Source organism: Pseudomonas sp. NFXW11 (genome assembly GCF_049887815.1).
Classification (GTDB): Bacteria; Pseudomonadota; Gammaproteobacteria; order Pseudomonadales; family Pseudomonadaceae; genus Aquipseudomonas.
On the sequence record NZ_JAGEKI010000017.1, the window covers coordinates 141,690 to 165,379 of the forward strand.

Here is a 23,690-nt window from a genome sequence, read left to right on the forward strand (position 1 = left end):
TGATGCGCGCCTGATCACACAAGGAAACTCATTTATGCCCAGGCTTTCATTCCCTGCCTTAGTGGCCGGCCTGCTGTCGCTGGCGCTGGCCGGCGGCGCCGCTGCCGAGCCCGGCATCACCGGCGAGCTGGGCCTCGGCCTCGGTTATCAGCCCCACGACCCCAGCGGCAGCAGCTATGACACCGTGCCCTTGCCCTACCTGGACCTGGACTGGGGCGATGTCAGCCTGAGCACCGACGACGGCCTGACCTGGGATGCGTTCAAGGGCAATGGCTTCAGTGCCGGCCCCTATATCAATTACCTGCAGGGGCGTAATGCCGATGGAGCACTGCGGGGCATGCGGGACGTGCGCGATATGGCCGATGTCGGGGCTTTTGTGCAGTACGCCCCGGATGATTTCTGGCGGGTGTTCGCCGCCGTGGGCCAGGCGGTGGGCGGCGCCGGCGGCCAGGGCGGGGTACTGGGCAAGGTCGGGGGCGAGATCGGCTACCCCTTGGGTATGGGCATCATCGGCAGCAACCAGCTGACCCTGCACTACGCCGATGCCCGGCAGAACCAGACCTTCTTCGGGGTCAGCGCCCAGGAATCCCTGGCTTCGGGCATCGGTCGCTACGATGCAGGCGGTGGCCTGCAGAACTTCACCCTGAGCCAGAACTTGCATTTCCCACTGGGGGACAACTGGGCGCTGGTGGCCAGCGCCAGCTGGATTCGCCTGACCAACTCGGCGGCGGACAGCACCCTGGTGCGCGACAAGGGCGCGGTCAACCAGGGCCAGGTGCAGACCGCCATCAGCTACAAGTTCTGAGGTACGCCGGCCCCGGCCTGCGCCGGTCGGGGTGAAACTGGTCTGGCCTTTGCAGAGAGCGCCATGAATTCAATTTCTCAGGAAGTTCTTCATGGCTCGACCTGCCTATCGACTGCTCGCCTATTCCCTCTGGGACCTGATCCCGATCGCCATGGCCCTGGCGCATTTCGCCTTCGTGCTGTGGCTGGTGCTGGATTTCCACGCCCTGTCCTGGTGGGTCATCCTGCCGGCCGCGCTGCTGTACGCGGTGAGCCTGTCGTGGAGCATCAACAGCATTTCCCACAACCAGATCCATAACGCCTATTTCACTCCGGCATGGATGAATCGCGGCTTCGACCTGCTGCTGTCGGTGACCATCGGCTTTTCCCAGACCCTGTACCGCGACATCCACAACCGCCATCACCGCGGCAACTCCGATCTGCCGGATGCCAACGGCAAGACGGTGGACCCGCTGTCGATCTACCTGCATGGCAAGCATGGCCAGCCGGACAACCCCTGGGCCTACACGTTCTTGAGCTTTTTCCGCGACGATCCCAAGGAGATCTACCAGGAAATGCAGCGCAAACGCCCGGACGACGCGCGCTGGGTCAAGGTGGAAATCGCCGTGACAGTGGCCTTCTACCTGCTGCTGGCACTGCTGGATTGGCACGCGGTGCTGGTGCTGCTGCCGTTCTGGTACCTGGGGCAGTCGCTGTCGTCGCTCAATGGCTACTACGAGCACCTGGGGGGCAACCCGGACCTGCCGATCGCTTGGGGTGTAAGTTCCTACAGCCCGCTGTACAACCTGATCTGGATGAACAACGGCTACCACGCCGAGCACCATTATCGGCCGAAGATGCACTGGACCAAGGTCAAGGCCTTCCACCGCGAGATTGCCCAGCAACAGCGTGAGGCGGGGGTGAAGGTGATTTCGGTGTCTCACGGCCTGGGCTTCCTGGTAGCCCATCGCAAGACCTGACGGGCGATCGCCCCCACTGTAGGAGCTGGCTTGCCAGCGAAGAGGCCCGTAAGAACTGTGTAAGGCTTGCGGCCCCCTTCGCCGGCAAGCCGGCTCCTACAAGGGCATGACACGGGCATGATCAGGCCTCTTCGCCCTCCGCCAGCAGGGCGATGCCGCCCATGATCACCAACACCCCGACCCAGTGCAGCAGGTTGATCTGCTCCCCCAGCCCCAGCCAGGAACCCAGCAGCACCACCACATACACCAGGGCGCTCAGGGGGAAGGCCAGGGACAGGCTGCTGCGCCGCAGGATCAGCATCCACACGAAGAAGGCGCCGATATAGCAGGCGATCGCCGTCAGCACCCCGGGGTTGGCGACGACCGCCGCCAGCCATTGCAGGTTGAAATCCATCTGGCCCAATTGGTCGCCACCGACTTTGGTGGCGATCTGCCCGGCCCCTTCGAAACTGATCAGCAGAAACCACAGCACCAGGGTGCCCAGGCGGCCATGCAGCCAGTCGTGCGCTTGTTTGGAACTCATCGAATCTTTCCTTGCTAAAGGTTGCATGTTCAGGTGCTGGCGATGCACACCAGCATCACCCCGCCGGTGATCACCAGGGTGCCGAGCCAGCGCCGGCGGCTGACGGTTTCCCCCAGCACCAGCTTGCCGGCCAGCACCACGCCGCAATAGGCCAGGGCCGCGGCCGGGAACAGCAGGCTCAGGGGCGCGCGGGACAGGGCCTCGAGCCACACGAAGAACTCCACCGCATAGGCGCCCACTCCGCACCACAGCAGCGGTGCATTGAAGACCTGGCCCCAGAAAGCGTTCAGGCGAAAACCGCCTTCCAGCTCCGGCAGGCGGTCGAGGCCGAGCTTGAAACAGAGCTGGCCGATCACATCCAGCAGGATTGAAACGGCCACCAGGAAAACAACGGTCAGGGTCACGGGAACAGCTCCTCGAACAGCGAAATCAGGGCTTCATTGGTCACCGAGTTGCGCAGCAGGTCGTCGGCGCTCCAGCGCTCGGCCGGCGGTTGGTCGGACTTGGCTTCCCAGCGTTTGAAGGCGTTGCTGAAGGCCGGCTGGGCGAATTCGCCGCAGACATCGATGCCGAGGATGCGCTTGCCCGCGGCCAGGCGGCGGATGGCTTGCAGCAGGTGGCTCAGGCGCATGCCGCCCTGGTCCCAGTTGGTGGCGGCGTCCTCGCTGGCCAGCACGTCCTTGTCGATGGTGATCCAGATCGCCTGGGTCGGCAGGCTGGCGATCAGTTGGTCGAGGAAGGCGTTCCAGTCCAGATCCGCCAGGTTGCGCCAGTGCAGGTGGTTTTCCTGCTGTTGGTGCCCGGCGCCGTCGCCGACTACGCCCCAGACCTTGGACGGCGCATGCTGCCAGGGAAACAGCTGCAGCTTGCCGTGCTTCAGGGCGCCGAGGTTGCCGCCGCGCAGTTGCGGGTTGTGCAGGTCTTCGCTGCAGGGGCCCAGGGTGACAATGCGCTGGATATTCGGCAGCTTCAGCGCCCGGTTGACCCAGGAGCCGCAGTGCCGACGTGGAGCGAAACGGACCCAATCGGGGTGGTTGTCGAAGTGGATTAGGCTCACCGGCTCTGGCAGGTCGCTGAGGAAGGCCGGGGTCAGATGGTGGTAGTCACCGGAGCCGACAAAGAAGATTTCCGGCTGCGGGCCGCTGTGCCTGGGGCGTTGGCCCAGGCGACGGGTGAAGTGGCGGTAGGTGCGTTCGGTGGACCAGAGGCGCAGTTTGGGGCCCAGGTCGAGCAGGTCCAGGCGTCGTGCCTGGCCACTTTCAAGGCGCCGGATGATCGGCTCCTGAGCCGTCAGGCTGTGGTCGAGATCGAGGATATGCAAAAGTCATTTACCCATGGCAGCGCCCTCCAGAAAACTGCGTGATCAGGCTAGAACGCAGGCTGGGCGGGCTTTGCCGGGTTAATGCAAGGGACGGGCCAGGCGCCGATTGCAGGAGCCGGCTGGCCGGCGAAGAAGGGTGTCAGTTGCTTCGCGAGCAAGCTCGCTCCTGCAGGAATGAAGGGGGCGTTAGGCGTGGACGCGCACCCAGACGCTGACCAGCACGGTCGCGGCCATCAGCCAGGCCAGGGCCGCCACCGCCAGGGAGGCTTCCAGGCGCAGGCGGTCGACCATGACATACAGGGTTGCCAGGTAGACGAAGTAGGGAATGATCGACCACATGCCGAACAGGATGGTGGTCTTCAGGTCGTCGAGGCTGCGGCCCTTGCCCACGATGTAGTGGGCGATCAGGGCAAAGGTCGGGAACAGCGGCACCAGGCCGGCGATGTAGTAGTTCCGGGTCTTGGCCAGGGCCGCGAGAATCACCACCACCGCCGCGCCGAGGGCGGCCTTCAACAATAGATCCATGGATAGGTGCGCCTTGGGTTAGTGGCTCAGGCCGTATTTCTTGACCTTGTCGAACAGCGTGGTCTTGGCCATGCCCAGCTCCTGGCTGGCCTGGCTGAGGTTACCGCCGCTGCGTTGCAGGGCATCGTTGAGCAGGTTGCGTTCGAAGGCTTCCACCGCTTCGGCGAAACCCAGGCCCTGGGTGCTGCTGCTGCCGCTCTTCTTGAAGGCCGGCAGGCCCAGGGCGTAGCGCTCGGCGACGTTGCGCAATTCGCGCACGTTGCCTGGCCAGTCGTGACTCATGAGGCTCGACAGGGTCTGGTTGTCCAGCTCCGGCACGGCGCGGTCGAAGCGCAGGGAGGATTGCTGCAGGAAGTGCTCGAACAGTTGCAGGATGTCCTCGCGGCGCTCGCGCAGCGGCGGCAGTTCCAGGGTCACCACGTTGAGGCGGTAGTACAGGTCGCTGCGAAATTCCTTGGCCCGGCTCAGCTCGTCGAGGTCCGATTTGGTGGCGGCGATCACCCGGCAGTCCACGGCCACGCTCTGGTTCGAGCCCAGGCGTTCCAGGGTGCGCTCCTGCAATACCCGTAACAGCTTGATCTGCAGGTTGATCGGCATGCTTTCCACTTCATCGAGGAACAGCGTGCCCTGGTGGGCGTGCTCGATCTTGCCGATGCGGCGTTTGCCGGCACCGGTGAAGGCGTTGGCCTCGTGGCCGAAGATCTCGCTTTCGAAGAGGTTTTCCGGCAGGCCGCCGCAGTTCAGGGCGACGAACTGTTGCTGCTGGCGCCGGCTGAAGTCGTGCAGGCAACGGGCGACCAGTTCCTTGCCGGTGCCCGTTTCGCCTTCGATCAGCACGTTGGCCGAGGTGTCGGCGACATTGGCGATCAGTTCCCGCAGGTTCTGCATGGCCGGCGAGCGGCCGATGATCCGCCCCTCCAGGGAATTGCGCTCGGCCAACTGGCGGCGCAGTGAGGTCACTTCCCGGGCCAGGCTGCGTTGCTCCAGGGCGCGGCGCGCCACATCCACCAGGCGCTCGGGGGAGAAGGGTTTCTCCATGAAGTCGTAGGCGCCTTGCTGCATCGCACCCACGGCCATGGAGATGTCGCCGTGGCCGGTGATCAGCACCACTGGCAGGCTGCGATCGCGCTGCTTGAGGCGGGTCAACAGTTCCAGGCCGTCGATGCCCGGCAGGCGGATGTCGCTGACCACTATCCCGGGGAAACTGTCGCCGACCTGGGCCAGGGCCTCTTCGGCACTGCCCACGCCGATGCAGGGAATGTCTTCCAGGGCCAGGGCCTGCTGGCAACCCAGCAGGACATGGGGGTCGTCTTCGACGATCAGCACGGTCAGCTCGTTGTTCATATCGGCTCGGCTTGAGTGGGGCTTGCCAGGGGCAAGCTGAGGACAAAGGCGGTGCCGCCGCTTGCCGGGTGTTCCACCACCAGGCTGCCGCCGGTGGCGGCGGCAAGGCTGGCGGACAGGGTCAGGCCCAGGCCCAGGCCCTGCTCGCCGGGTTTGGTGGTGAAGAAGGGTTCGAACAGATGCTTGCGCACCTCGGGGTCGATGCCATGGCCGTTGTCGCGCACCCGCAGGCGGTATTTGCCGTCGCTGAACTCGCCCTCCAGCCACAGCTCAGGCAGCCCTTGGGCCTGCATCGCATCCAGGGCGTTGCCGATCAGGTTGACCAGGATCTGCTCCAGGCGGGTCTGGTCGATTTGCAGGCACTGTTCGTGGAAATCGCGGTGCAGTTGCAGGGGCAGGGGTTCGATCCGCCCGTTGAGGATCTGCAGGGCGGCGTCCACGGCCTTGTCCAGGCTGGCCTGGCCCTGGTCGTCGCCGCGGCGGGCGAAGGCGCGCAGGCTGGCGGTGATGCGGCCCATGCGGTCGATCAGTTCATTGATGGTCTTGAGGTTGGTGCTGGCGGTGTCCAGGGCGCCGCGTTCGAGGAAACGCACGGTGTTGCCCGACAGGGTGCGCAAGGCCGCCAGCGGCTGGTTGAGTTCATGGGCGATGCTGGTGGACATCTGGCCGATGGCCGCCAGCTTGCCGGCCTGGACCAGTTCGTCCTGGGCTCGGCGCAGGGTTTCCTCGGCCTGGCGGCGTTCGCGGATCTGCGCCTTGAGCCGCTCGTTGCTGGCTCGCAGGTCGGCGGTGCGTTCGGTAATCCGCCGTTCCAGCTGGCTGTTGGCTTCCTGCAAGGCCTCGCGGGCGGCGAGGCGGGTGGCGATGACCTTGCGCCGTTCGTTCCAGGCAATCAGCAGGAAGGCCACCAGGCCGAACGCCACGGCCACCAGGATGCCCTGGTTGATGGCTTCGCGGCGCAGGTCCTGCAAGGGCGTGAGCAGGGTGAAATTCCACGGGGTGTCGCTCAAGGGGCGGGTCTGTGACAGGTAGCTGATTTCCTGCTCGTCGGACACCAGCTCGGTGTTGGCCGGGAAGGTCAGCTTCTCCACGCCTTCGGCCAGGCGTTCCCGCGCCAGGGGTTCCAGCTCGTTGAGCGGGAACCAGTAGTACTGCAGGCTGCGGGCCAGGCGCTCCTTGGTGTCGTCGCTCAGCGGACGCACCGACTTGAGCCGCCGCACCGGATCGCTGGAGAGGATGATGATGCCGTTCTCGTCGCTGACGAAGGCTTCCAGGCGCGCGCGTTGCCAGCGTTCCTCCAGGGCTTCGAGGCGCACCTTGACCACCGCTACGCCGATGATCTTGCCTTGCTCCTCCAGGCCGTGGGCCAGGTAATAGCCGGGCTCGCCATTGGTGCTGCCAATGCCGTAGAAGCGTCCGGGCTGGCCGCGCACGGCGTTCTGGTAATAGGCGCGAAACGACAGGTCTTCCCCCAGGTAGCTGTCGACGTCGCGCCAGTTGCTGGTGGCCAGCACCCGGCCGGTGGTGTCCATGACATAGATGGCCCGGCTGCGGCTGCGGCGGTTCAGGCCTTCGAGGTATTGGTTGACCGTCTGCCGGTGTTGCGCCGAGGGATCGGCCAGCAGCTGCGAGACGCTGGATTCGAGTTCCAGCAGGCTGGGCAGGTAGGTGTATTTGCTGATCTCGCTTTCTACGGCGCGGGCATGCAACTCCAGCTGGCGCTGGCCGTTTTCACTGAGGCTGCGGATGCCATTGTGCTCGCTGACCCAGAAGCCGATGTAACCCAGGCCGACCATCAGCGCGATGATCAGGGGTGGCAGGAACAGGTGACGGATCAGGCGGGGTTTCACGGCAAGTGATGGCGGCGCGGCGCGATAGAGAGTGGGGTCGCATTTCATCACAGATGCCTTGGGTCAACCAGCGTGGCGAGGGAGCGTGCTCCCGTTCGGCTGCGAAGCAGCCACCCACCTGTCAGTGCGTTTGCATGTGCAGGTTTCGGGGGCCGCTGTGCGGCCCAGCGGGAGCAAGCTCCCTCGCCACAAGGGTAGGAACAGCGCTGTTTAGTGCTGCAGGATCTTCTCGAGGAAGTGCTGGGCGCGTTCGGAACGGGCGCTGATATCGCCGAAGAACTCTTCCTTCTGGCAGTCCTCGATGATCTGGCCCTTGTCCATGAAGATCACGCGGTTCGCCACTTTGCGGGCGAAGCCCATTTCGTGGGTCACGCACATCATGGTCATGCCTTCATTGGCCAGTTGCACCATCACGTCCAGCACTTCGTTGACCATTTCCGGGTCCAGGGCCGAGGTCGGTTCGTCGAACAGCATGACGATCGGGTCCATGGCCAGGGCGCGGGCAATCGCCACACGCTGTTGCTGGCCGCCGGAGAGCTGGCCCGGATGCTTGTGGGCGTGGGCCGAGAGGCCGACCCGGTCCAGCAGCTGCAGGCCTTTCTTGGTGGCCTCTTCCTTGCTGCGGCCCAGTACCTTGATCTGCGCGATGGTCAGGTTCTCGGTGATGGTCAGGTGCGGGAACAGCTCGAAATGCTGGAACACCATGCCCACCCGCGAGCGCAGTTTCGGCAGGTTGGTCTTGGGGTCGGCAATGGAGGTGCCGTCCACCACGATGTCGCCTTTCTGGAAGGGCTCTAGGGCGTTGACGCACTTGATCAGGGTGGACTTGCCCGAGCCGGACGGCCCGCAGACCACCACCACTTCACCTTTCTTGACCTCGGTGCTGCAGTCGGTCAGCACCTGGAAGTCCCCATACCACTTGTTGATGTTCTTGATAGAGATCATACGGCGAACCTTTTTTGCAGACGCTTGACCAGCACCGAGGCGGCAAAGCTGATTGTGAAATACACCAGACCGGCAAAGATCAGGAATTCATTGGAGCGGCCAATGATGTCGCCGCTGGAGCGCGAGGCGTTGAGGAAGTCCACCAGGCCCACGGTGTAAACCAGCGAGGTGTCCTGGAACAGGATGATGCTCTGCTGCAGCAGCAGCGGGGTCATCTTGCGAAAGGCCTGGGGCAGGATGATCAGGCGCATGGTCTGGCCATAGCTCATGCCCAGGGCTTGGGCGGCGCCCATCTGGCCCTTGGGAATGGACTGCACGCCGGCACGGACGATTTCGCAGAAGTACGCCGCTTCGAACATCATGAAGGCCACGATGCACGAGGTGAACGCGCCGATCGGCGTGTCTTCACCGGTGATCCAGCGCAGCACGAAAGGCACCGCCAGGTAGAACCAGGTGATCACCAGCAGCAGCGGAATCGAGCGGAAGTAGTTGACGTAGGCGCCCGCCAGGTTCGACAGCAGCTTGTTGTGGGACAAGCGCATCAAGGCCAGCACGGTGCCGAGGATGATCCCGCCAACCACGCCCAGGACCATCAGCTTGAGGGTCATCAGCATGCCGTTCCACAGGCCGGGAATGGCCGGGATGATGCCCGAGAAGTCGAATTCCATTATTTACCTCCCACGGAGATCAGGCCGGGGACCGAGACTTTTTTCTCTACCAGGCGCATCAGCAGCATCAGGCTCATGTTCAAGGTGAAGTAGATCAGGGTGGCCAGGGTGAAGGCTTCAAACAGGTTGGCCGAGAATTCGGCGGTCTGCTTGGTCTGGGCCAGCAACTCCATCAGGCCGATCAGGGACGCCACCGAGGAGTTCTTGAAGACGTTGAGGAATTCCGAGGTGAGCGGCGGAATGATGATCCGGTAGGCCTGGGGCAGCAGCACGTTCCAGTAGATCTGCGGCAGCGAGAAACCCATGGCCCGGGCAGCGGATTCCTGGCCGCGGGGCAGGGCCTGGATACCGGTACGTACCTGTTCGCACACCCGCGCGGCGGTGAACAGGCCCAGGCACACGACAACGCTCAGGTAGGCCGAGGTGGTCGGGTTGAGGTCCTGCTTGTACCACTCCTGGAGATTTTCCGGCAGCAGGTCGGGCACCAGGAAGTACCAGATGAACAGCTGCACCAGCAGCGGCACGTTGCGGAAGATTTCCACGTAGACGGTGGCGATGCCCGATACCAGGCGGTTCGGCACGGTCCGCATGATCCCGAGGAGCGAACCCAGTATCAGCGCGATGATCCAGGCCACCACGGCGATGGCGATGGTCCAGCCCAGCCCCGTGATGAACCAGTCGAGATAGGTCTCGCTGCCCACGCCGGTGGACTTGAAGAACACGCCCCAGTCCCAGTTGTAATTCATTAGGGTTACCCCTCAGATCGTTCGATGTACAAGCACCCGCCTGGGGGAGTTCCGTTCCCGCCTGATCATGATGATCAGGCACACGCGATCGGCTCGATAACCACCGGTTCGAGTGTTTCCAAAAAATGCCAGCAGGTAGTGACAGACTCCTGAAGGGGCGAGCCCTTCAGGAGACAGATTAGTCAGGAATCAGGACTTTTTATCGTCAGCCGCTTTGTCGGTCGGGTTGGCGATCAGGGCCTTGAGCTCATCGCTCATCGGGAACATCAGGTTCAGGCCTTTTGGCGGGATAGGCGATTGGAACCACTTGTCGTAGATCTTGTTGATCTCGCCCGACTTGTAGGTGGCGACGATGGCGTCATCCACGGCCTTCTTGAACGGGGCATCGCCCTTGCGCACCATGCAGCCGTAGATTTCGTAGGACTGTGGAGTGCCGGTCACGGCCCAGTCGCCAGGCTTCTTGGCCTTGGCCATTTCACCGGCCAGCAGGGCGTCGTCCATCATGAAGGCCACGGCGCGACCCGACTCCAGCATCTGGAAGGATTCACCGTGGTCCTTGGCGGAGATCACGTTCATGCCCATCTGCTTGTCGGCGTTCATCGCCTTGAGGATGCGCTCGGAAGTGGTGCCGGCGGTGGTCACCACGTTCTTGCCTTTCAGGTCGGCGAAGTCCTTGTAGGACGAATCCTTCTTGGACAGCAGGCGGGTACCGATCTCGAAGATGCCTACCGAGAAATCGACCTGTTGCTGACGCTCGACGTTGTTGGTGGTGGAACCGCACTCGACGTCCACGGTGCCGTTCTGCACCAGCGGGATACGGGTCTGGGAGGTGACCAGGTTGTACTTGACCTTGAGGTCAGGCATGTCGAGGTCTTTCTTGATCGCTTCGACGATTTTCAGCTGGATGTCGTGGGAGTAGCCCACTGGCACGCCGGAAGCGTCAGCGATGTAGGAAAACGGAATGGAAGCGTCGCGATGTCCGAGGGTGATGGTGCCGGACTCTTTGATTTTCTTCAGTGTGCCGGTGAGTTCGGCAGCGAAAACTGGAGTGCTAATCAGAGCGGCAGCGATAGCTGCGCCCAACAGATGGGGAACGATGCGCATCAATATTTCCTCGACATTTGTTTTTTTTATGAAGCCAGTTCGACGGCTCTTTTATACAGCGAATGCCTTGACGGCTCCTGTTGTGTTGGCACGACAGGCATTCGTCGCACAGTGTAGAGCATGAGTCGTGCCAGACCAGTTGATCACGGTCAAAGCCTTGATTTTCAAGGTGATTGAACATTGAAGGTGGCGAATTTCCAAGGTTTTCATCCGGTTATCCGAACCATGCTCAAGTGCTTGTTCGGAAAACCGAACGTCTGCTGCCTAAGGTAGGAGCCGGCTAGCCAGCGAAATGTTCCAAAAAAAAGCCCCTGGACCTTGAGGTGCAGGGGCTCTTTTTGACCGGTACGGATCAGGCGGCGCGGATCTTGCCGCGATTGTCCTCGACCTTCTGCAGGTAGTCCTGCAACTGTTGCTGCTCGGCAGCACTGGTGAACAGCCCCAACTTGCTGCGGCGCCAGAGAATGTCTTCGGCCTTCAGGGCCCACTCTTCGGCACAGAGGTAATCCACTTCACGGCTGTAGAGGCCGCCGCCCAGGTGTTCACCCATGTCGTTCAGGCTGTGTACGCCTTCCAGCAGGCGCCAGGTGCGGCTGCCGTAGGTGGTGGCCCAGCGTCGGGCGATCTGGCTCGGCACCCAGTCGAATTTCTGGCGGATGGCCTCTGCCAGGGCCTGCGGCGTGCTCATGTTTTCGCCGCCGGGCAGGGTGGCCTTGGCGGTCCAGCTGGGCTTGGCCTGCTTGAAGTAGGGCGCCAGCTGCGCCATGGCCGATTCGGCCAGCTTGCGGTAGGTGGTCAGCTTGCCGCCGAACACCGACAGCAGCGGGGCTTCGTCGGCGCTGCCAGACAGGGCCAGGGTGTAGTCGCGGGTCACCGCCGAAGGGTTGTCGGATTCGTCGTTGCACAGCGGGCGCACACCGGAATAGGTGTGCAGGATATCGCCACGGCTCACTTGCTTCTTGAAGTGGGTGTTGACCACTTGCAGCAGGTAATCGGTTTCCCCTTCGGTGATCGCCACCTTGGCCGGGTCGCCGGTGTATTCCCGGTCGGTGGTGCCGATCAGGGTGAACTGGTCGAGATAGGGGATGGTGAAGACGATGCGCTGGTCTTCGTTCTGCAGAATGTGCGCGTGCTCGCCTTCATACAGCTTGGGCACTATCAGGTGGCTGCCCTGGATCAGGCGGATGCCGTAAGGCGATTCCAGCTTCAGGTCATCCTTGATGAACTTGGCGACCCAGGGGCCGGCTGCGTTGACCAGGGCCTTGGCGCTGATGGAGAACAGGCTGCCGTCGGCGCGTTCCAGCTCCAGGTGCCACAGGCCCTTGCTGCGCCGGGCGCTGACGCAACGGGTCTGGGTATGCACATGGGCGCCGTGTTCGCGGGCGGCCATGGCGTTGAGCACCACCAGGCGCGCATCGTCGACCCAGCAGTCGGAGTATTCGAAGCCCCGGGTGATTTCGGTTTTCAGCGCGCTGTCGGCGCCGAACTTCAGGCCGCGGGAGCCGGCGAGCTTTTCCCGCTTGCCCAGGTGGTCATAGAGGAACAGGCCGGCGCGGATCATCCAGGCCGGGCGCAGGTGCGGCCGGTGCGGCAGGACGAAGCGCATGGGCTTGACGATATGCGGGGCCTTGGCCAGCAGCACTTCGCGCTCGGCCAGGGCTTCGCGCACCAGGCGGAATTCGTAATGTTCGAGGTAGCGCAGGCCGCCGTGGATCAGCTTGCTGCTGGCCGACGAGGTATGGCTGGCCAGGTCGTCCTTTTCGCAAAGGAACACGGACAGGCCGCGACCTGCCGCATCCGCGGCAATTCCAACACCATTGATCCCACCGCCGATGACGGCGATATCGTAAACCTCGGAAAGAGGGCGAGCGGGCAAGGTAGAAGTGGGCATCGACAAGCCTCGTGTTGCTTTTGATATTTGAATTCGAACATTAATGTTCATTTTCGAAAATATTAGCGCAGAAGGATGGCGGTATCCAGCGCGCTTCGATTAAAAAAACTGATCGAAACAGCTGAAAGGAAAGATTTCGAACATTAAGGGGAAGGGAGGCCCGCAGCGCTGCCAGGCAGGGGACGGTGCGGGGGGATCGGCCGCGCCATTGCGAAACCCTCAGGCCGTTGTGGGCTGGGGTCGTACGCGGCTCGATCCGGGAAGGCGGGGCAAAGGCGCTTAGACCACTTCGAGGCGGATCTTGTGCTGGTTGAGCAGTTGGCTCAGGGCCGGAACCGGTTGCTGGTCGGTGACCAGGCAATCGATCAGGCTGATGGGGCCGAGGCGGATCATGGCGTTGCGCCCGAACTTGCTGGAGTCGGCGGCCAGGATCACCTGACGGGCATTGGCGATGATCGCCTGGGATACCCGCACTTCCTGGTAGTCGAAGTCCAGCAGGCTGCCGTCCTCGTCGATGCCGCTGATGCCCACCAGGGCGAAGTCGACCTTGAACTGGTTGATGAAGTCGACACTGGCCTGGCCCACCACGCCGCCGTCGCGACGGACGTTGCCGCCGGTAAGCAGCACGTCGAAGTCATCCTTGGCACTGAGCATAGAGGCCACGTGCAGGTTGTTGGTGATGATTTTCAGGTGGCTGTGGTTGAGCAGGGCGCGGGCGATGGATTCGGTGGTGGTGCCGATATTGATGAACAGCGAGGCGTGATCGGGGATCTGCGCGGCAACGGCTTCGCCGATACGCTGTTTCTCATCGCGCATCTGGTCGGCGCGCATGGCGTAGGCGGTGTTTTCCACACTGGAGTCATAGGCCGCGCCGCCATGGTAGCGGCGCAGCAGATTGGCTTCCGCCAGCTGATTGATATCGCGGCGGATGGTTTGCGGGGTAACGACGAACAGCTGGGCCAATTCCTCGATGCTGACGTAGCCGCGCTCGCGGACCAGATCGAGGATTTGCTGCTGACGGGGAGGCAGATTCATGGGGCTTCCTTTGGGCTGCCGTGCAAAATTTGCCCATGATGCCGCAGGAATCCCCTCCCGACCAGTTACAAGCGGTTACCAATCCACGGCTTGGCTTATTTGGCCTCGTCGTGGGGTTCCCAGTCGCGGGTGCGGCTGACAGCCTTCTTCCAGCCGGCGTACAGCTCTTCCTTTTGTGCCTCGGCAAGCTGTGGGTCGAACTCGCGCTCGATCACCGCCTTGCCTCGCAGTTCTTCCAGGCTGCCCCAGAAACCGCAGGCCAGGCCCGCCAAGTAGGCCGCGCCCAGGGCCGTGGTTTCGCGCATTTGCGGGCGCTCGACCTGGGTGCCGAGGATGTCGGCCTGGAACTGCATGAGGAAGTTGTTGGCCACGGCGCCGCCGTCCACGCGCAAGGCTTTCAGGCGTTCGCCGGAATCCTGCTGCATGGCGTCGAGCACGTCGCGGGTCTGGTAGGCGATGGATTCCAGGGCGGCGCGGATAATGTGGTCCACGCGCACGCCACGGGTCAGGCCGAACAGCGCGCCACGGGCGTAGGGGTCCCAGTAGGGCGCGCCCAGGCCGGTGAAGGCCGGTACCAGGTACACGCCGTTGCTGTCCTTGACCTTGTTGGCGAAGTATTCGGTGTCGTGGGCGTCGTTGATGATCTTCAGTTCATCGCGCAGCCACTGCACGGTGGAGCCGCCGTTGAATACCGCACCTTCCAGTGCATAGGCCACTTCGCCACGGGGGCCGCAGGCGATGGTGGTGAGCATGCCGTGCTGGGATTTCACCGCCTTGTCGCCGGTGTTCATCAGCAGGAAGCAGCCGGTGCCGTAGGTGTTCTTGGCCTGGCCCGGCTCGACGCACATCTGGCCGAACAGCGCCGCTTGCTGGTCGCCGGCGATACCGCCGATGGCGATGCCGCTCTTGGTGCGGCCGTAGATTTCCGACGAGGACTTCACTTCCGGGAGCATTTCCCGCGGGATGTCCAGGACTTCCAGCATCTTCGCGTCCCACTCCAGGGTGTGGATGTTGAAGAGCATGGTGCGCGAGGCGTTGGTGTAGTCGGTGACGTGGGTCTTGCCGCCGGTGAATTTCCAGATCAGCCAGCTGTCGATGGTGCCGAACAGCAGCTCGCCGCTACGGGCGCGTTCGCGGCTGCCTTCTACGTTGTCGAGGATCCACTTGAGCTTGGTGCCGGAGAAATAGGGGTCGGTGACCAGGCCGGTGGTGTCGCGGATGTAGTCTTCCAGGCCGTCACGCTTGAGTTGCTGGCAGATCTCGGTGCTGCGGCGGCACTGCCAGACGATGGCGTTGTAGATCGGGCGGCCGGTGGTCTTGTCCCAGACCACAGTGGTTTCACGCTGGTTGGTGATGCCGATGGCGGCTACCTGGTCGTGGTGCAGGCCGGCCTGGGCCAGGGCCTCGACCATCACGGCGCTCTGGGTGGCGAAGATTTCCATCGGGTCATGCTCGACCCAGCCGGCTTGCGGGTAGTGCTGGGCGAATTCGCGCTGGGCGGTGCAGACCACGTTGGCGTCGCGATCGAAGATGATCGCCCGGGAGCTGGTCGTACCCTGATCGAGGGCAATGATGTAGTTCTTATTCTGAATGTCGGTCATGTCGATTGCCTTGGACGAAATAAGGGAGTGGAAACAGGCGCGCGATTGGTTTGGGCAGGATCGCGCGCCAATGGATTCAGGACGCTTTTACTTTGCCATCTGCTGCTTGCTCGGTCTCTGTCGCAACGCTGGCGTTGGGCAGGTGCCGGGCAATCAGCCCGCGATAGGCCGCGGCACCCAGGCAGGCACCGAGGATCGGCGCGAAGACCGGCACCAGGAAGTACGGAATGTCCCGGCCGCCGGTGAAGGAAATCTGCCCCCAGCCGGTGAGGAAGGTCATGAGTTTAGGGCCGAAGTCCCGTGCCGGGTTCATCGCGAAGCCGGTCAGCGGGCCCATGGCGCTGCCGATCACGGCGATCAGCAGGCCGATCAGCAGCGGTGCCATTGGGCCGCGAGGCAGGCCGTTGTTGTCATCGGTGAGGGACATGATCACCCCCATCAGGATCGCGGTGATCACCACTTCCACCAGGAAGGCCTGGGAGGTGGACAGCGCCGGGTTGGGGAAGGTGGAGAACACCGAGGCCAGTTCCAGGCTGGCCTGGGAGCCGCGGATCATTTGGTGGGCTTGTTCGAAATCGAAAAACAGGTTGCTGTACAGGGTGTAAACCAACAGCGCCGCGCAGAAGGCGCCGGCGATCTGCGACAGGATGTAGAACGGCAGCTTGCGCTTGTCGAAGTCGGCGAACAGGCACAGGGCGATGCTCACGGCCGGGTTGAGGTGCGCGCCGGAAACGCCGGCGGTGAGGTAGATCGCCATGCTCACGCCGATCCCCCAGATGATGCTGATTTCCCACAGGCCAAAGCTTGCCCCCGCGACCTTGAGCGCAGCGACACAGCCGGTGCCGAAGAAGATCAGCAGCGCGGTGCCCAGGAATTCGGCCATGCACTGGCCCGATAGCGATGGTTGTTGCAGAGCAGTTGTCATTGTGAACCTCGATTTTTGTTGTTGTCTGGCGCTGCTGCAATACGCATGGAGCGCGACTACCAACGAAGACGGAATCCCCATTCCGGCTTCGTCTTGCTACTGGGTGCAACGGTGGATCTACCGCATGATATTCAGAAACGAAAAAATATAGACAAGAAACACCGCTGTCAAAGGTCGAAAGTGAACGAGTGGTCATTTTATAGATATCAATCAAATGAATGATCCGGGATGGCGGGCTGGGGAGTGGCAGGGCCAGTTGTGTCAGGTGCTGCAAGGCTTGCTGATCAAGGCTTGAAATAGAGCCTTTTGCTGAGCAATGGCCTAAAATCCGGCGGCCTGTTTTGGCCTTTTCACCCTTCGCCTGGAGCTGTCATGACCCCTGCATTGGACCTGCTGAAAAAAGTTCGCGCCGAACATCGCATCCACAGTTACGAACATGATCCCAAGGCGGCCTCCTACGGCCTGGAGGCGGCGGAGAAGCTCAATCTCGATCCGGCCCAGGTGTTCAAGACGTTGCTGGCCAGCAGTGAAAAGGGCGAGTTGCTGGTGGCGGTGGTGCCGGTGGTGGGTAGCCTCGACCTCAAGGCCCTGGCCCATGCGGCGGGGGTGAAGAAAGCCGAGATGGCCGATCCGGCCGCGGCGCAGCGGGCGACGGGCTATCTATTGGGCGGTATCAGCCCGCTGGGGCAGAAAAAGCGCCTGCGCACCTTTATCGACAGCAGTGCCCAGCCCTTTGCCAGCATCTTTGTCAGTGCCGGGCGTCGTGGTCTGGAGGTGGAGCTGTCGGCGGCGGTGCTGGCCGAGCATACCCAGGCCAGTTTCGCCGATATCGGCCGGCCCTGATTCGCAGAGTGGCTGTATGCCGCAAATAGCGGCTCTCTGTGTCTGTCGCTTGTGCCTTGGCCGGGCCCATGCTGGAGCCTGACCTAACAAGGAGAAAGCCATGCAGCTTGAGTTCCAGCAGATCGACGCATTCAGCGACCGGCCCTTTGCCGGCAATCCGGCCATGGTCTATCGGCTTGAGCAGTGGCTGGACGACGCGCTGATGCAGCAGATCGCCGCCGAACACAATCTGGCGGAAACCGCCTTTGTGGTGCGCGAGGCGCAAGGTTGGCGCATCCGTTGGTTCACCCCGGTGACCGAAGTGCCGCTGTGCGGGCATGCGACCCTGGCCACTGCCCATGTGCTGTTCGAGGTGTATGGCGAATCGGCGCAGCGCATCGACTTTCTCAGCCGTTCCGGGCCCTTGAGTGTCACCCGTGAGGACGGGTTGCTGTGGCTCGATTTCCCTCGCCGCAGCCCTCATAGCCAGGCCGGGCTGGAGCAGGTGTCGCAGGCGCTGGGGGTCAAGGTAGTGGAACTGTTGGGGGCCAATGAGCTGTTGGCGGTACTGGAATCCGAGCAGGCGGTGCGTGATTGCCGACCGGACATGGCGGCGCTGGCCAAGCTGCCGTGGCCCGGGGTGATTGTCAGCGCCCGTGGCGAGCAGCATGACTTTGTCTCGCGGTATTTTGCCCCGGCCATTGGCATCGATGAGGACCCGGTGACCGGTTCCACCCACTGCTGCCTTACACCTTACTGGGCGCAGCGCCTGGACAAGCAGCAGTTGAGCGCCTATCAGTGCTCGGCACGCGGCGGTGCGTTGTTCTGTCGGTTGGAGGGCGAGCGAGTGAAGATTGGCGGGCAGGCCCGGCTGATTGCCAGCGGGCAGTTGCATCTGCAATGACCGAGCGGGGTCTTCGCCGGCAAGTCGGTTCCTATATCACGCATCGTAGGAGCCGGCTTACCGGTGAATAGCCTTTAATGCGCGCTGCTGTAGCGGCGCACCCCTGAGTCGCTTTGCGGGATTTGTGCCGCGGTGCTGCCCGAGGCCTGGAACAGCACCAGGTGTTCCGCCGCGACCCGAATGCCCACTTCCGCTCCAACCTGATGGTCGGCGTGGCTGGGGAAGATCGATTCCAGCTGGCTGCCGGTGGTCAGCTGCAGTCGATACAGGGTCGAGGCGCCGAGGAAAGTCTTGCCGACGACACGTGCTTTCAGCGCGCTGTCCGGGGCGTGGACTATGTCGTCCGGACGCAGCAGCACATCCACCGCGCCGCCTGTAGGCCAGGTGTAGGCACGGTTGCCCTGGAGCACGCCGAGTTCGGTCTGCACCGATTCCGGGCTGCTCAACTGACCACGAATGAAGTAGCCCTGGCCGATGAAGCTGGCGACAAAGGGCGTCTGCGGTTCGTGGTAGAGGTTGTAGGGCGTGTCCCATTGCTCCAGGCGACCTTCCTTGAACACCCCGACCTGATCGCTGACGGCGAAGGCTTCTTCCTGGTCGTGGGTCACCAAGATCGCGCTGGTGCCGCGGGCCTTGAGGATATCGCGCACCTCATGGCTGAGCTTGCGCCGCAGCTCACCGTCGAGGTTGGAGAAGGGTTCATCGAGCAGCAGCAGTTGCGGCTCCGGTGCCAGGGCACGGGCCAGGGCAACTCGTTGCTGCTGACCGCCGGACAGCTCATGGGGGAAGCGCTGGCCGAGGTTTTTCAGGTTGACCAGTTCCAGCAGTTCCGCCACCACCCGCTCTTTCTGCGGGTGCTTGCGAATACCGAAGGCGATGTTGTCGGCCACGCTGAGGTGCGGGAACAGGGCGTAGTCCTGGAACACCATGCCGATTCGGCGCTTCTCCGGTGCCAGGGTGAAACCGGCACTGGAGATGGTTTCGCCGGCCAGCTGGATCTCGCCTGCATGCACCGGTTCGAAGCCGGCAATGGCGCGCAGGGTGGTGGTCTTGCCGCAGCCGGAAGAGCCCAGCAGGCAGCCGATATCCCCGGCGTTGAGGTGCAGGTTGAGGTTCTGCACCACCCGTTGGTCCTGGTAGCCGCAAGCGAGGTTGCGCAGGTTCAGCAGTAGTGGCTGGCTCATGCGTGGTGGTACGCCGGCTCAACGAGGAACTCGAGCAGGGCCTTCTGGGCGTGGAGGCGGTTTTCCGCCTGGTCCCAGGCCACCGAACGCGGGTCATCCAGCAGGTCGAGGCTGATTTCCTCGCCACGGTGGGCGGGCAGGCAGTGCATGAACAATACGTCTGCTGCCGCCAGGTCGAGCAGGGCGCGGTTGACCTGGAAGGGCGCGAACAGCTTGAGGCGCTTGGCGGTTTCCTCTTCCTGGCCCATGGAGGTCCAGACATCGGTGCTGACCAGGTGAGCGCCGCGTACTGCTTCGCGAGGGTCGCGGACGATGCTCACCCGATCGCCGGCCTGGGCGATGAAATCCGGGTTCGGCTCGTAGCCTTCGGGGCAGGCGATGCGCAGTTGGAAATCGAACTGGATGGCCGCTTCTATATAGCTGTTGCACATGTTGTTGCCGTCGCCGATCCAGGCCACGGTCTTGCCCTGGATCGAGCCGCGATGTTCGAGGAAGGTCTGCATGTCGGCCAGCAACTGGCAGGGGTGCAGGTCATCGGACAGGCCATTGATCACCGGTACCCGGGAGTTGGCGGCGAATTCGGTCAGGGTGCTGTGGGCGAAGGTGCGGATCATCACCGCATCGAGCATGCGCGACATGACGATGGCGCAGTCGCCGATGGGCTCGCCGCGCCCGAGCTGGGTGTCCCGTGGCGAAAGGAAGATGGCCTGGCCGCCCAGCTGGATCATGCCGGCTTCGAAAGACAGTCGGGTACGGGTCGAGGACTTCTCGAAAATCATGCCCAGCACACGATTTTTCAAGGGCTCGAAGAGTACGCCGCGGTTACGCAGGTCCTTCAGCTCGATGCCTCGACGGATCACACTGACCAGCTCTTCGGGCGTGCAATCCATCAGGGAGAGAAAGTGCCTTGCGCTCATCATTAACTACCTTTTTGCAACGGACCGCAGATTCTCAAAGCCTTGTTTAGTCGAACAACGGGCTGGACCTGCGGCGGAAGCCGCACGGGGCGACGAAATTTGGGGAAGGCGCGATCTTATAATTAAATGTCGCGTATTACCAATAGTGCTACGGCGATCATGGGCATTCGGAGAAGTCAGGGCGCGAATGCGCTGACGCTTTTCAGACCGGTTTTCAGACAGCAGCCGGGCATTTGTACACTGCCCCGACGGGACTTGGCAATCGAGCGCGACGCTGGCTACAGGCTTGCGGTCGTTTTCTGACCTGTGGGCCGAGCACACTGCCCGGGGAATTTGCGCGCCGGCAAGCTGAAACATTTCCTAATGCAAAGTGCTGAGGTTATAAAGGCGAATCAGCGGCAGGGAAGGGTGAGCGATGGAGTCCAAGGAGCAACAATTGATGACGCTGCTGGGACTCACGGCCCGGGCGCTTACCGATATGACGGCCTCAGTGACGGCATTTTCCTTCGAGCTGTTGCGCAGTGAAGACCCGGTGACCCGTGCGGCGTCACGCAAGATGATCGACCGGATGCTGACCCTCAGCGCCGGCCTGGACGAGCATTGGCGCTTGCTCGCCGAGCTGTCGGGGAGCCATGGGGGGCAAGGGCCGATCGACAGCACCGCGCAGGTCGCTGTGGACCATCCGCCGCGGCTGCCGCCCAACTGACGGCCTCGATCATGGTCTTGGCTGATGGCCGGCAATTCATGTGACGAACGTCGCTGGCGTCCACCGGGAGTGGTGGCCATAGTTTTTCTTCCCAGCGCCCGCATCCGGGTCGCCATCAAACAATAGAGACTGGCCATGACCAAGACTCTTCATCACCGTGCCTGCCACCTGTGCGAAGCCATCTGCGGCCTGACCCTGGAAGTCACCGAGGAGCCGGGCAGCGGCCCGCGTATCACTTCGATCAAGGGCGATGCCCAGGACAGTTTCAGCCGCGGCCATATCTGCCCCAAGGCGGTGGCCCTGCAAGATATCCAGAACGATCCCGATCGCCTGCGCCAGCCAGTGCGGCGGGTGGGCAACGAATGGTTGCCGATCGAATGGGACGAGGCCTTTGCCCTGGTGGCCGAACGCCTGGCGGATATCCAGCAGCGTCACGGCAACAATGCGGTGGCGACCTACCAGGGCAACCCCAGCGTGCACAACTATGGGCTGATGACCCATAGCAATTACTTTCTCGGCCCGCTCAAGACACGCAATCGGTTCTCCGCCACTTCGGTGGATCAGTTGCCCCAGCACCTGACCAGCTACCTGATGTACGGCCACGGCCTGCTGTTGCCGATTCCCGATATCGATCACACCGATTTCATGCTGATTCTCGGTGGCAACCCCCTGGCGTCCAACGGCAGCATCATGACCGTGCCGGATGTGGAAAAACGCCTGAAGGCGATCCAGGCTCGAGGCGGCAAGGTGGTGGTGGTCGATCCCCGGCGCAGTGAAACCGCAGCCATGGCCGATCAGCATCTGTTCGTGCTCCCTGGCGGCGATGTGGCCCTGCTGTTCGGCCTGCTGAATACGATTTTTGCCGAGAGGCTGACGCGCGGCAGCCATCTGCAGGTGGATGGCCTGGCCGAAGTGCGTCAGGCGATCTCCACGTTCACCGCGCAAGCCATGAGCCCGTTGTGTGCGATTCCGGCGCCGCAGATCCGCCAGCTGGCCCGGGATTTCGCCTCGGCGGACAGGGCCGTGTGCTACGGGCGCATGGGGGTCTCGACCCAGGCTTTCGGCACCTTGTGCCATTGGTTGTTGCAGTTGCTCAACCTGGTGACCGGCAACCTCGATCGGGTGGGCGGAGCGCTGTGCACCGAGCCGGCGGTGGACCTGGTGGCGGCAACCTCGGGTGGGCATTTCAATGCCTGGCAGAGCCGGGTGTCCGGGCTGCCGGAGTACGGCGGTGAGCTGCCGGTGTCGGCCCTGGCCGAGGAGATGCTCACCGAGGGCGAAGGGCAGGTGCGGGCGTTGATCACGGTGGCGGGCAACCCAGTGCTGTCCACGCCCAATGGCCGGCAGTTGGAGCAAGCTCTGGACGGCCTGGAGTTCATGCTCAGCATCGATCTGTATATCAACGAGACCACCCGTTATGCGGACCTGATCCTGCCTTCCACCTCGGCCCTGGAGAACGATCATTACGACACCACTTTCAATCTGTTCGCGGTGCGCAATGTCAGCCGTTTCAATCGGGCGATCCTGCCCAAGCCGGCCGGTGCGTTGCACGATTGGGAGATCTTCGTCGGCCTGGCCAAGGCCTTTGCCGCCAGGACCCAAAGCCCGCTCAAGCCGACCCTGGCCCCGGCGCAAATGATCGACATGGGGCTGCGCGCCGGGCCTTATGGCGATGCTTCAGCGCACAAGCTGTCCCTGGCGACCCTGGATCAGCATCCCCACGGTATCGATCTGGGCCCGTTGCAACCGAACCTGGCCGGACGCTTGAAGACCGAGAGCCGGCGGATCCAGGCGGCGCCGCCAGCGATCATGGCCGACCTGGCACGCTTTGCCTGCTTGAGTGCGCCGGTGGCAGGCGAGTTGCTGCTGATCGGTCGGCGCCATGTACGCAGTAATAATTCCTGGATGCACAACTATCACCGCCTGGTGAAGGGCAAGCCGCGTCATCAGTTGCTGATGAACCCTGAAGACCTGGCACACCGCGGTTTGCGCGATGGCCAGCGGGTGCGTATCAGTTCCCGGGTTGGCAGGGTGGAAGTGGAGGTGCTGGCCAGCAGCGACATGATGCCGGGTGTGGTGAGCCTGCCCCATGGTTGGGGGCATGGCCGGCCCGGTGTGCAGATGGGCATCGCCATGGAGCAGCCCGGTTGCAGTGCCAATGACCTGACCGATGAGCGCCAGCTCGATGCCCTGTCGGGAAATGCGGCATTGAACGGGGTGCCGGTGCGGGTGGAGGCGGCCTGAGAAGTCTGACGGAGAGGCCAAGCAGGGCGCTGAGGATTCCGTTACAATGCGCCACCGTGCCGACAACAGAGTCGGAAAGTTCAGCCGAGGTGTTCCATGGATATCATCGAAACTATTAAAGAGCAGATTGCCAACAACACCATTCTGCTTTACATGAAAGGCTCGCCGAATGCCCCGCAGTGCGGCTTCTCGGCCAAAGCTGCTCAGGCCGTAATGGGCTGTGGCGAGAAGTTCGCTTACGTGGACATCCTGCAGAACCCGGAAATTCGCGCCAACCTGCCCAAGTACGCCAACTGGCCAACCTTCCCACAGCTGTGGGTAGCGGGCGAGCTGGTCGGCGGTAGCGACATCATGGCTGAAATGTTCGCCAACGGTGAGCTGCAAGCTCTGATCAAGGCCGCTGCCGAGAAAGCCGCTGCCAAGACCGAAGCCTAAGCACACCGGGCCGTTCGCGAAGCGTTCCTGAGAGTCGGCGGAAGTATTCTGTCACTCTCGGGAAGTTCCATCGGCGTCTTGGCCTGTGTGCATGTCGTGGATATATCCGTGGCATAAAAAAGGTTCTTCACGGATTACCGGGAAAGACGCTCTTGATCTTCATAAAAAAGAATTCGCTATCCCGGTAACCGTACGCCATCCGTTTGATGACCTTTATTCGATTGTTTATCCCTTCCA

At 62.7% G+C, this 23,690-nt stretch carries 24 protein-coding genes; 7 read left to right on the forward strand and 17 right to left on the reverse strand.

Going from position 1 to position 23,690, the window contains the following annotated elements; genetic code table 11:
• The first annotated feature begins 34 nt into the window (after positions 1-34).
• Together J4P02_RS23920 and J4P02_RS23925 are read left to right on the forward strand one after the other, a co-directional pair.
• Positions 35-805, forward strand: coding sequence for a MipA/OmpV family protein (locus J4P02_RS23920; RefSeq protein WP_426194894.1), 771 nt, complete (start codon positions 35-37; stop codon positions 803-805).
• A gap of 91 nt (positions 806-896) precedes the next feature.
• Positions 897-1,763: a fatty acid desaturase family protein gene (locus J4P02_RS23925; protein WP_426194896.1), complete on the forward strand. Its 867-nt coding sequence runs from the start codon at positions 897-899 to the stop codon at positions 1,761-1,763.
• Between the two features lie 121 nt (positions 1,764-1,884).
• On the opposite strand, the gene J4P02_RS23930 is transcribed toward J4P02_RS23925, so the two are convergent.
• From J4P02_RS23930 to J4P02_RS23995, 14 genes are all read right to left on the reverse strand, one after another.
• A complete protein-coding gene (locus J4P02_RS23930; protein ID WP_426194898.1) occupies positions 1,885-2,286 on the reverse strand; it encodes an EamA family transporter in 402 nt (133 codons plus the stop codon).
• 29 nt (positions 2,287-2,315) lie between these two features.
• Positions 2,316-2,690, reverse strand: a complete 375-nt coding sequence (locus J4P02_RS23935) for a transporter (protein ID WP_426194900.1) — start codon at positions 2,688-2,690, stop codon at positions 2,316-2,318.
• Entirely contained in the window at positions 2,687-3,607 is a 921-nt protein-coding gene (locus J4P02_RS23940) for an arginase (protein WP_426194902.1), read from the reverse strand. The genes J4P02_RS23935 and J4P02_RS23940 overlap by 4 nt, the downstream gene beginning before the upstream one ends.
• Before the next feature lie 186 nt (positions 3,608-3,793).
• Entirely contained in the window at positions 3,794-4,123 is a 330-nt protein-coding gene (locus J4P02_RS23945) for a GlpM family protein (protein ID WP_426194944.1), read from the reverse strand.
• 27 nt (positions 4,124-4,150) lie between these two features.
• Entirely contained in the window at positions 4,151-5,428 is a 1,278-nt protein-coding gene (locus J4P02_RS23950; RefSeq protein ID WP_426194946.1) for a sigma-54-dependent transcriptional regulator, read from the reverse strand.
• A 44-nt stretch (positions 5,429-5,472) separates the two neighbouring features.
• Entirely contained in the window at positions 5,473-7,374 is a 1,902-nt protein-coding gene (locus J4P02_RS23955) for a sensor histidine kinase (protein ID WP_426194904.1), read from the reverse strand.
• A gap of 162 nt (positions 7,375-7,536) precedes the next feature.
• The gene (locus tag J4P02_RS23960; protein ID WP_426194906.1) at positions 7,537-8,271 is read right to left on the reverse strand and encodes an amino acid ABC transporter ATP-binding protein; all 735 of its coding nucleotides are present in this window, start codon (positions 8,269-8,271) and stop codon (positions 7,537-7,539) included.
• Positions 8,268-8,939: an amino acid ABC transporter permease gene (locus J4P02_RS23965; RefSeq protein ID WP_426194908.1), complete on the reverse strand. Its 672-nt coding sequence runs from the start codon at positions 8,937-8,939 to the stop codon at positions 8,268-8,270. Before J4P02_RS23965 ends, J4P02_RS23960 begins: the two co-directional genes overlap by 4 nt.
• Positions 8,939-9,685 carry an amino acid ABC transporter permease gene (locus tag J4P02_RS23970; protein ID WP_426194910.1) on the reverse strand — a complete coding sequence of 249 codons (747 nt, stop codon included), beginning with the start codon at positions 9,683-9,685 and terminating at the stop codon, positions 8,939-8,941. The genes J4P02_RS23965 and J4P02_RS23970 overlap by 1 nt, the downstream gene beginning before the upstream one ends.
• 189 nt (positions 9,686-9,874) lie before the next feature.
• On the reverse strand, positions 9,875-10,789 hold the full coding sequence (locus J4P02_RS23975) for a glutamate/aspartate ABC transporter substrate-binding protein (protein WP_426194912.1): 915 nt from the start codon (positions 10,787-10,789) through the stop codon (positions 9,875-9,877).
• Positions 10,790-11,141: 352 nt separating this feature from the next.
• Positions 11,142-12,680: a glycerol-3-phosphate dehydrogenase gene (glpD, locus tag J4P02_RS23980; RefSeq protein ID WP_426194914.1), complete on the reverse strand. Its 1,539-nt coding sequence runs from the start codon at positions 12,678-12,680 to the stop codon at positions 11,142-11,144.
• Between the two features lie 279 nt (positions 12,681-12,959).
• Positions 12,960-13,715, reverse strand: coding sequence for a DeoR/GlpR family transcriptional regulator (locus J4P02_RS23985; protein ID WP_092310986.1), 756 nt, complete (start codon positions 13,713-13,715; stop codon positions 12,960-12,962).
• Positions 13,716-13,810: 95 nt separating this feature from the next.
• Entirely contained in the window at positions 13,811-15,316 is a 1,506-nt protein-coding gene (gene glpK / locus J4P02_RS23990; RefSeq protein WP_426194917.1) for a glycerol kinase GlpK, read from the reverse strand.
• Positions 15,317-15,392: 76 nt separating this feature from the next.
• Positions 15,393-16,241, reverse strand: coding sequence for an MIP/aquaporin family protein (locus J4P02_RS23995; protein ID WP_426194919.1), 849 nt, complete (start codon positions 16,239-16,241; stop codon positions 15,393-15,395).
• A 372-nt stretch (positions 16,242-16,613) separates the two neighbouring features.
• On the opposite strand from J4P02_RS23995, the gene ybaK reads away from it, so the two are divergent.
• Both ybaK and J4P02_RS24005 read left to right on the forward strand, forming a co-directional pair.
• Entirely contained in the window at positions 16,614-17,084 is a 471-nt protein-coding gene (ybaK, locus tag J4P02_RS24000; RefSeq protein WP_426194921.1) for a Cys-tRNA(Pro) deacylase, read from the forward strand.
• Between the two features lie 100 nt (positions 17,085-17,184).
• Positions 17,185-17,967, forward strand: coding sequence for a PhzF family phenazine biosynthesis protein (locus J4P02_RS24005; protein WP_426194923.1), 783 nt, complete (start codon positions 17,185-17,187; stop codon positions 17,965-17,967).
• Between the two features lie 74 nt (positions 17,968-18,041).
• Here the strand turns inward: J4P02_RS24005 and J4P02_RS24010 are convergent, their stop codons facing one another.
• Both J4P02_RS24010 and argF read right to left on the reverse strand, forming a co-directional pair.
• Complete coding sequence (locus tag J4P02_RS24010) at positions 18,042-19,151, reverse strand: ABC transporter ATP-binding protein (protein ID WP_426194925.1); 1,110 nt, start codon at positions 19,149-19,151, stop codon at positions 18,042-18,044.
• Positions 19,148-20,068 (reverse strand): ornithine carbamoyltransferase, encoded by a 921-nt coding sequence (gene argF / locus J4P02_RS24015; protein ID WP_426194927.1) that lies wholly within the window; start codon positions 20,066-20,068, stop codon positions 19,148-19,150. Before argF ends, J4P02_RS24010 begins: the two co-directional genes overlap by 4 nt.
• A 415-nt stretch (positions 20,069-20,483) precedes the next feature.
• On the opposite strand from argF, the gene J4P02_RS24020 reads away from it, so the two are divergent.
• The 3 genes from J4P02_RS24020 (at position 20,484) to grxD (ending at position 23,453) form a co-directional block, all read left to right on the forward strand.
• Positions 20,484-20,774, forward strand: coding sequence for a hypothetical protein (locus J4P02_RS24020; protein ID WP_426194929.1), 291 nt, complete (start codon positions 20,484-20,486; stop codon positions 20,772-20,774).
• 135 nt (positions 20,775-20,909) lie between these two features.
• Positions 20,910-23,018: a molybdopterin oxidoreductase family protein gene (locus J4P02_RS24025; RefSeq protein ID WP_426194931.1), complete on the forward strand. Its 2,109-nt coding sequence runs from the start codon at positions 20,910-20,912 to the stop codon at positions 23,016-23,018.
• Between the two features lie 96 nt (positions 23,019-23,114).
• Entirely contained in the window at positions 23,115-23,453 is a 339-nt protein-coding gene (gene grxD / locus J4P02_RS24030; protein ID WP_159891178.1) for a Grx4 family monothiol glutaredoxin, read from the forward strand.
• 127 nt (positions 23,454-23,580) lie between these two features.
• Here the strand turns inward: grxD and J4P02_RS24035 are convergent.
• A partial coding sequence (locus J4P02_RS24035) for a transposase (RefSeq protein ID WP_163003228.1) occupies positions 23,581-23,690 on the reverse strand: 110 nt, incomplete at its 5' end.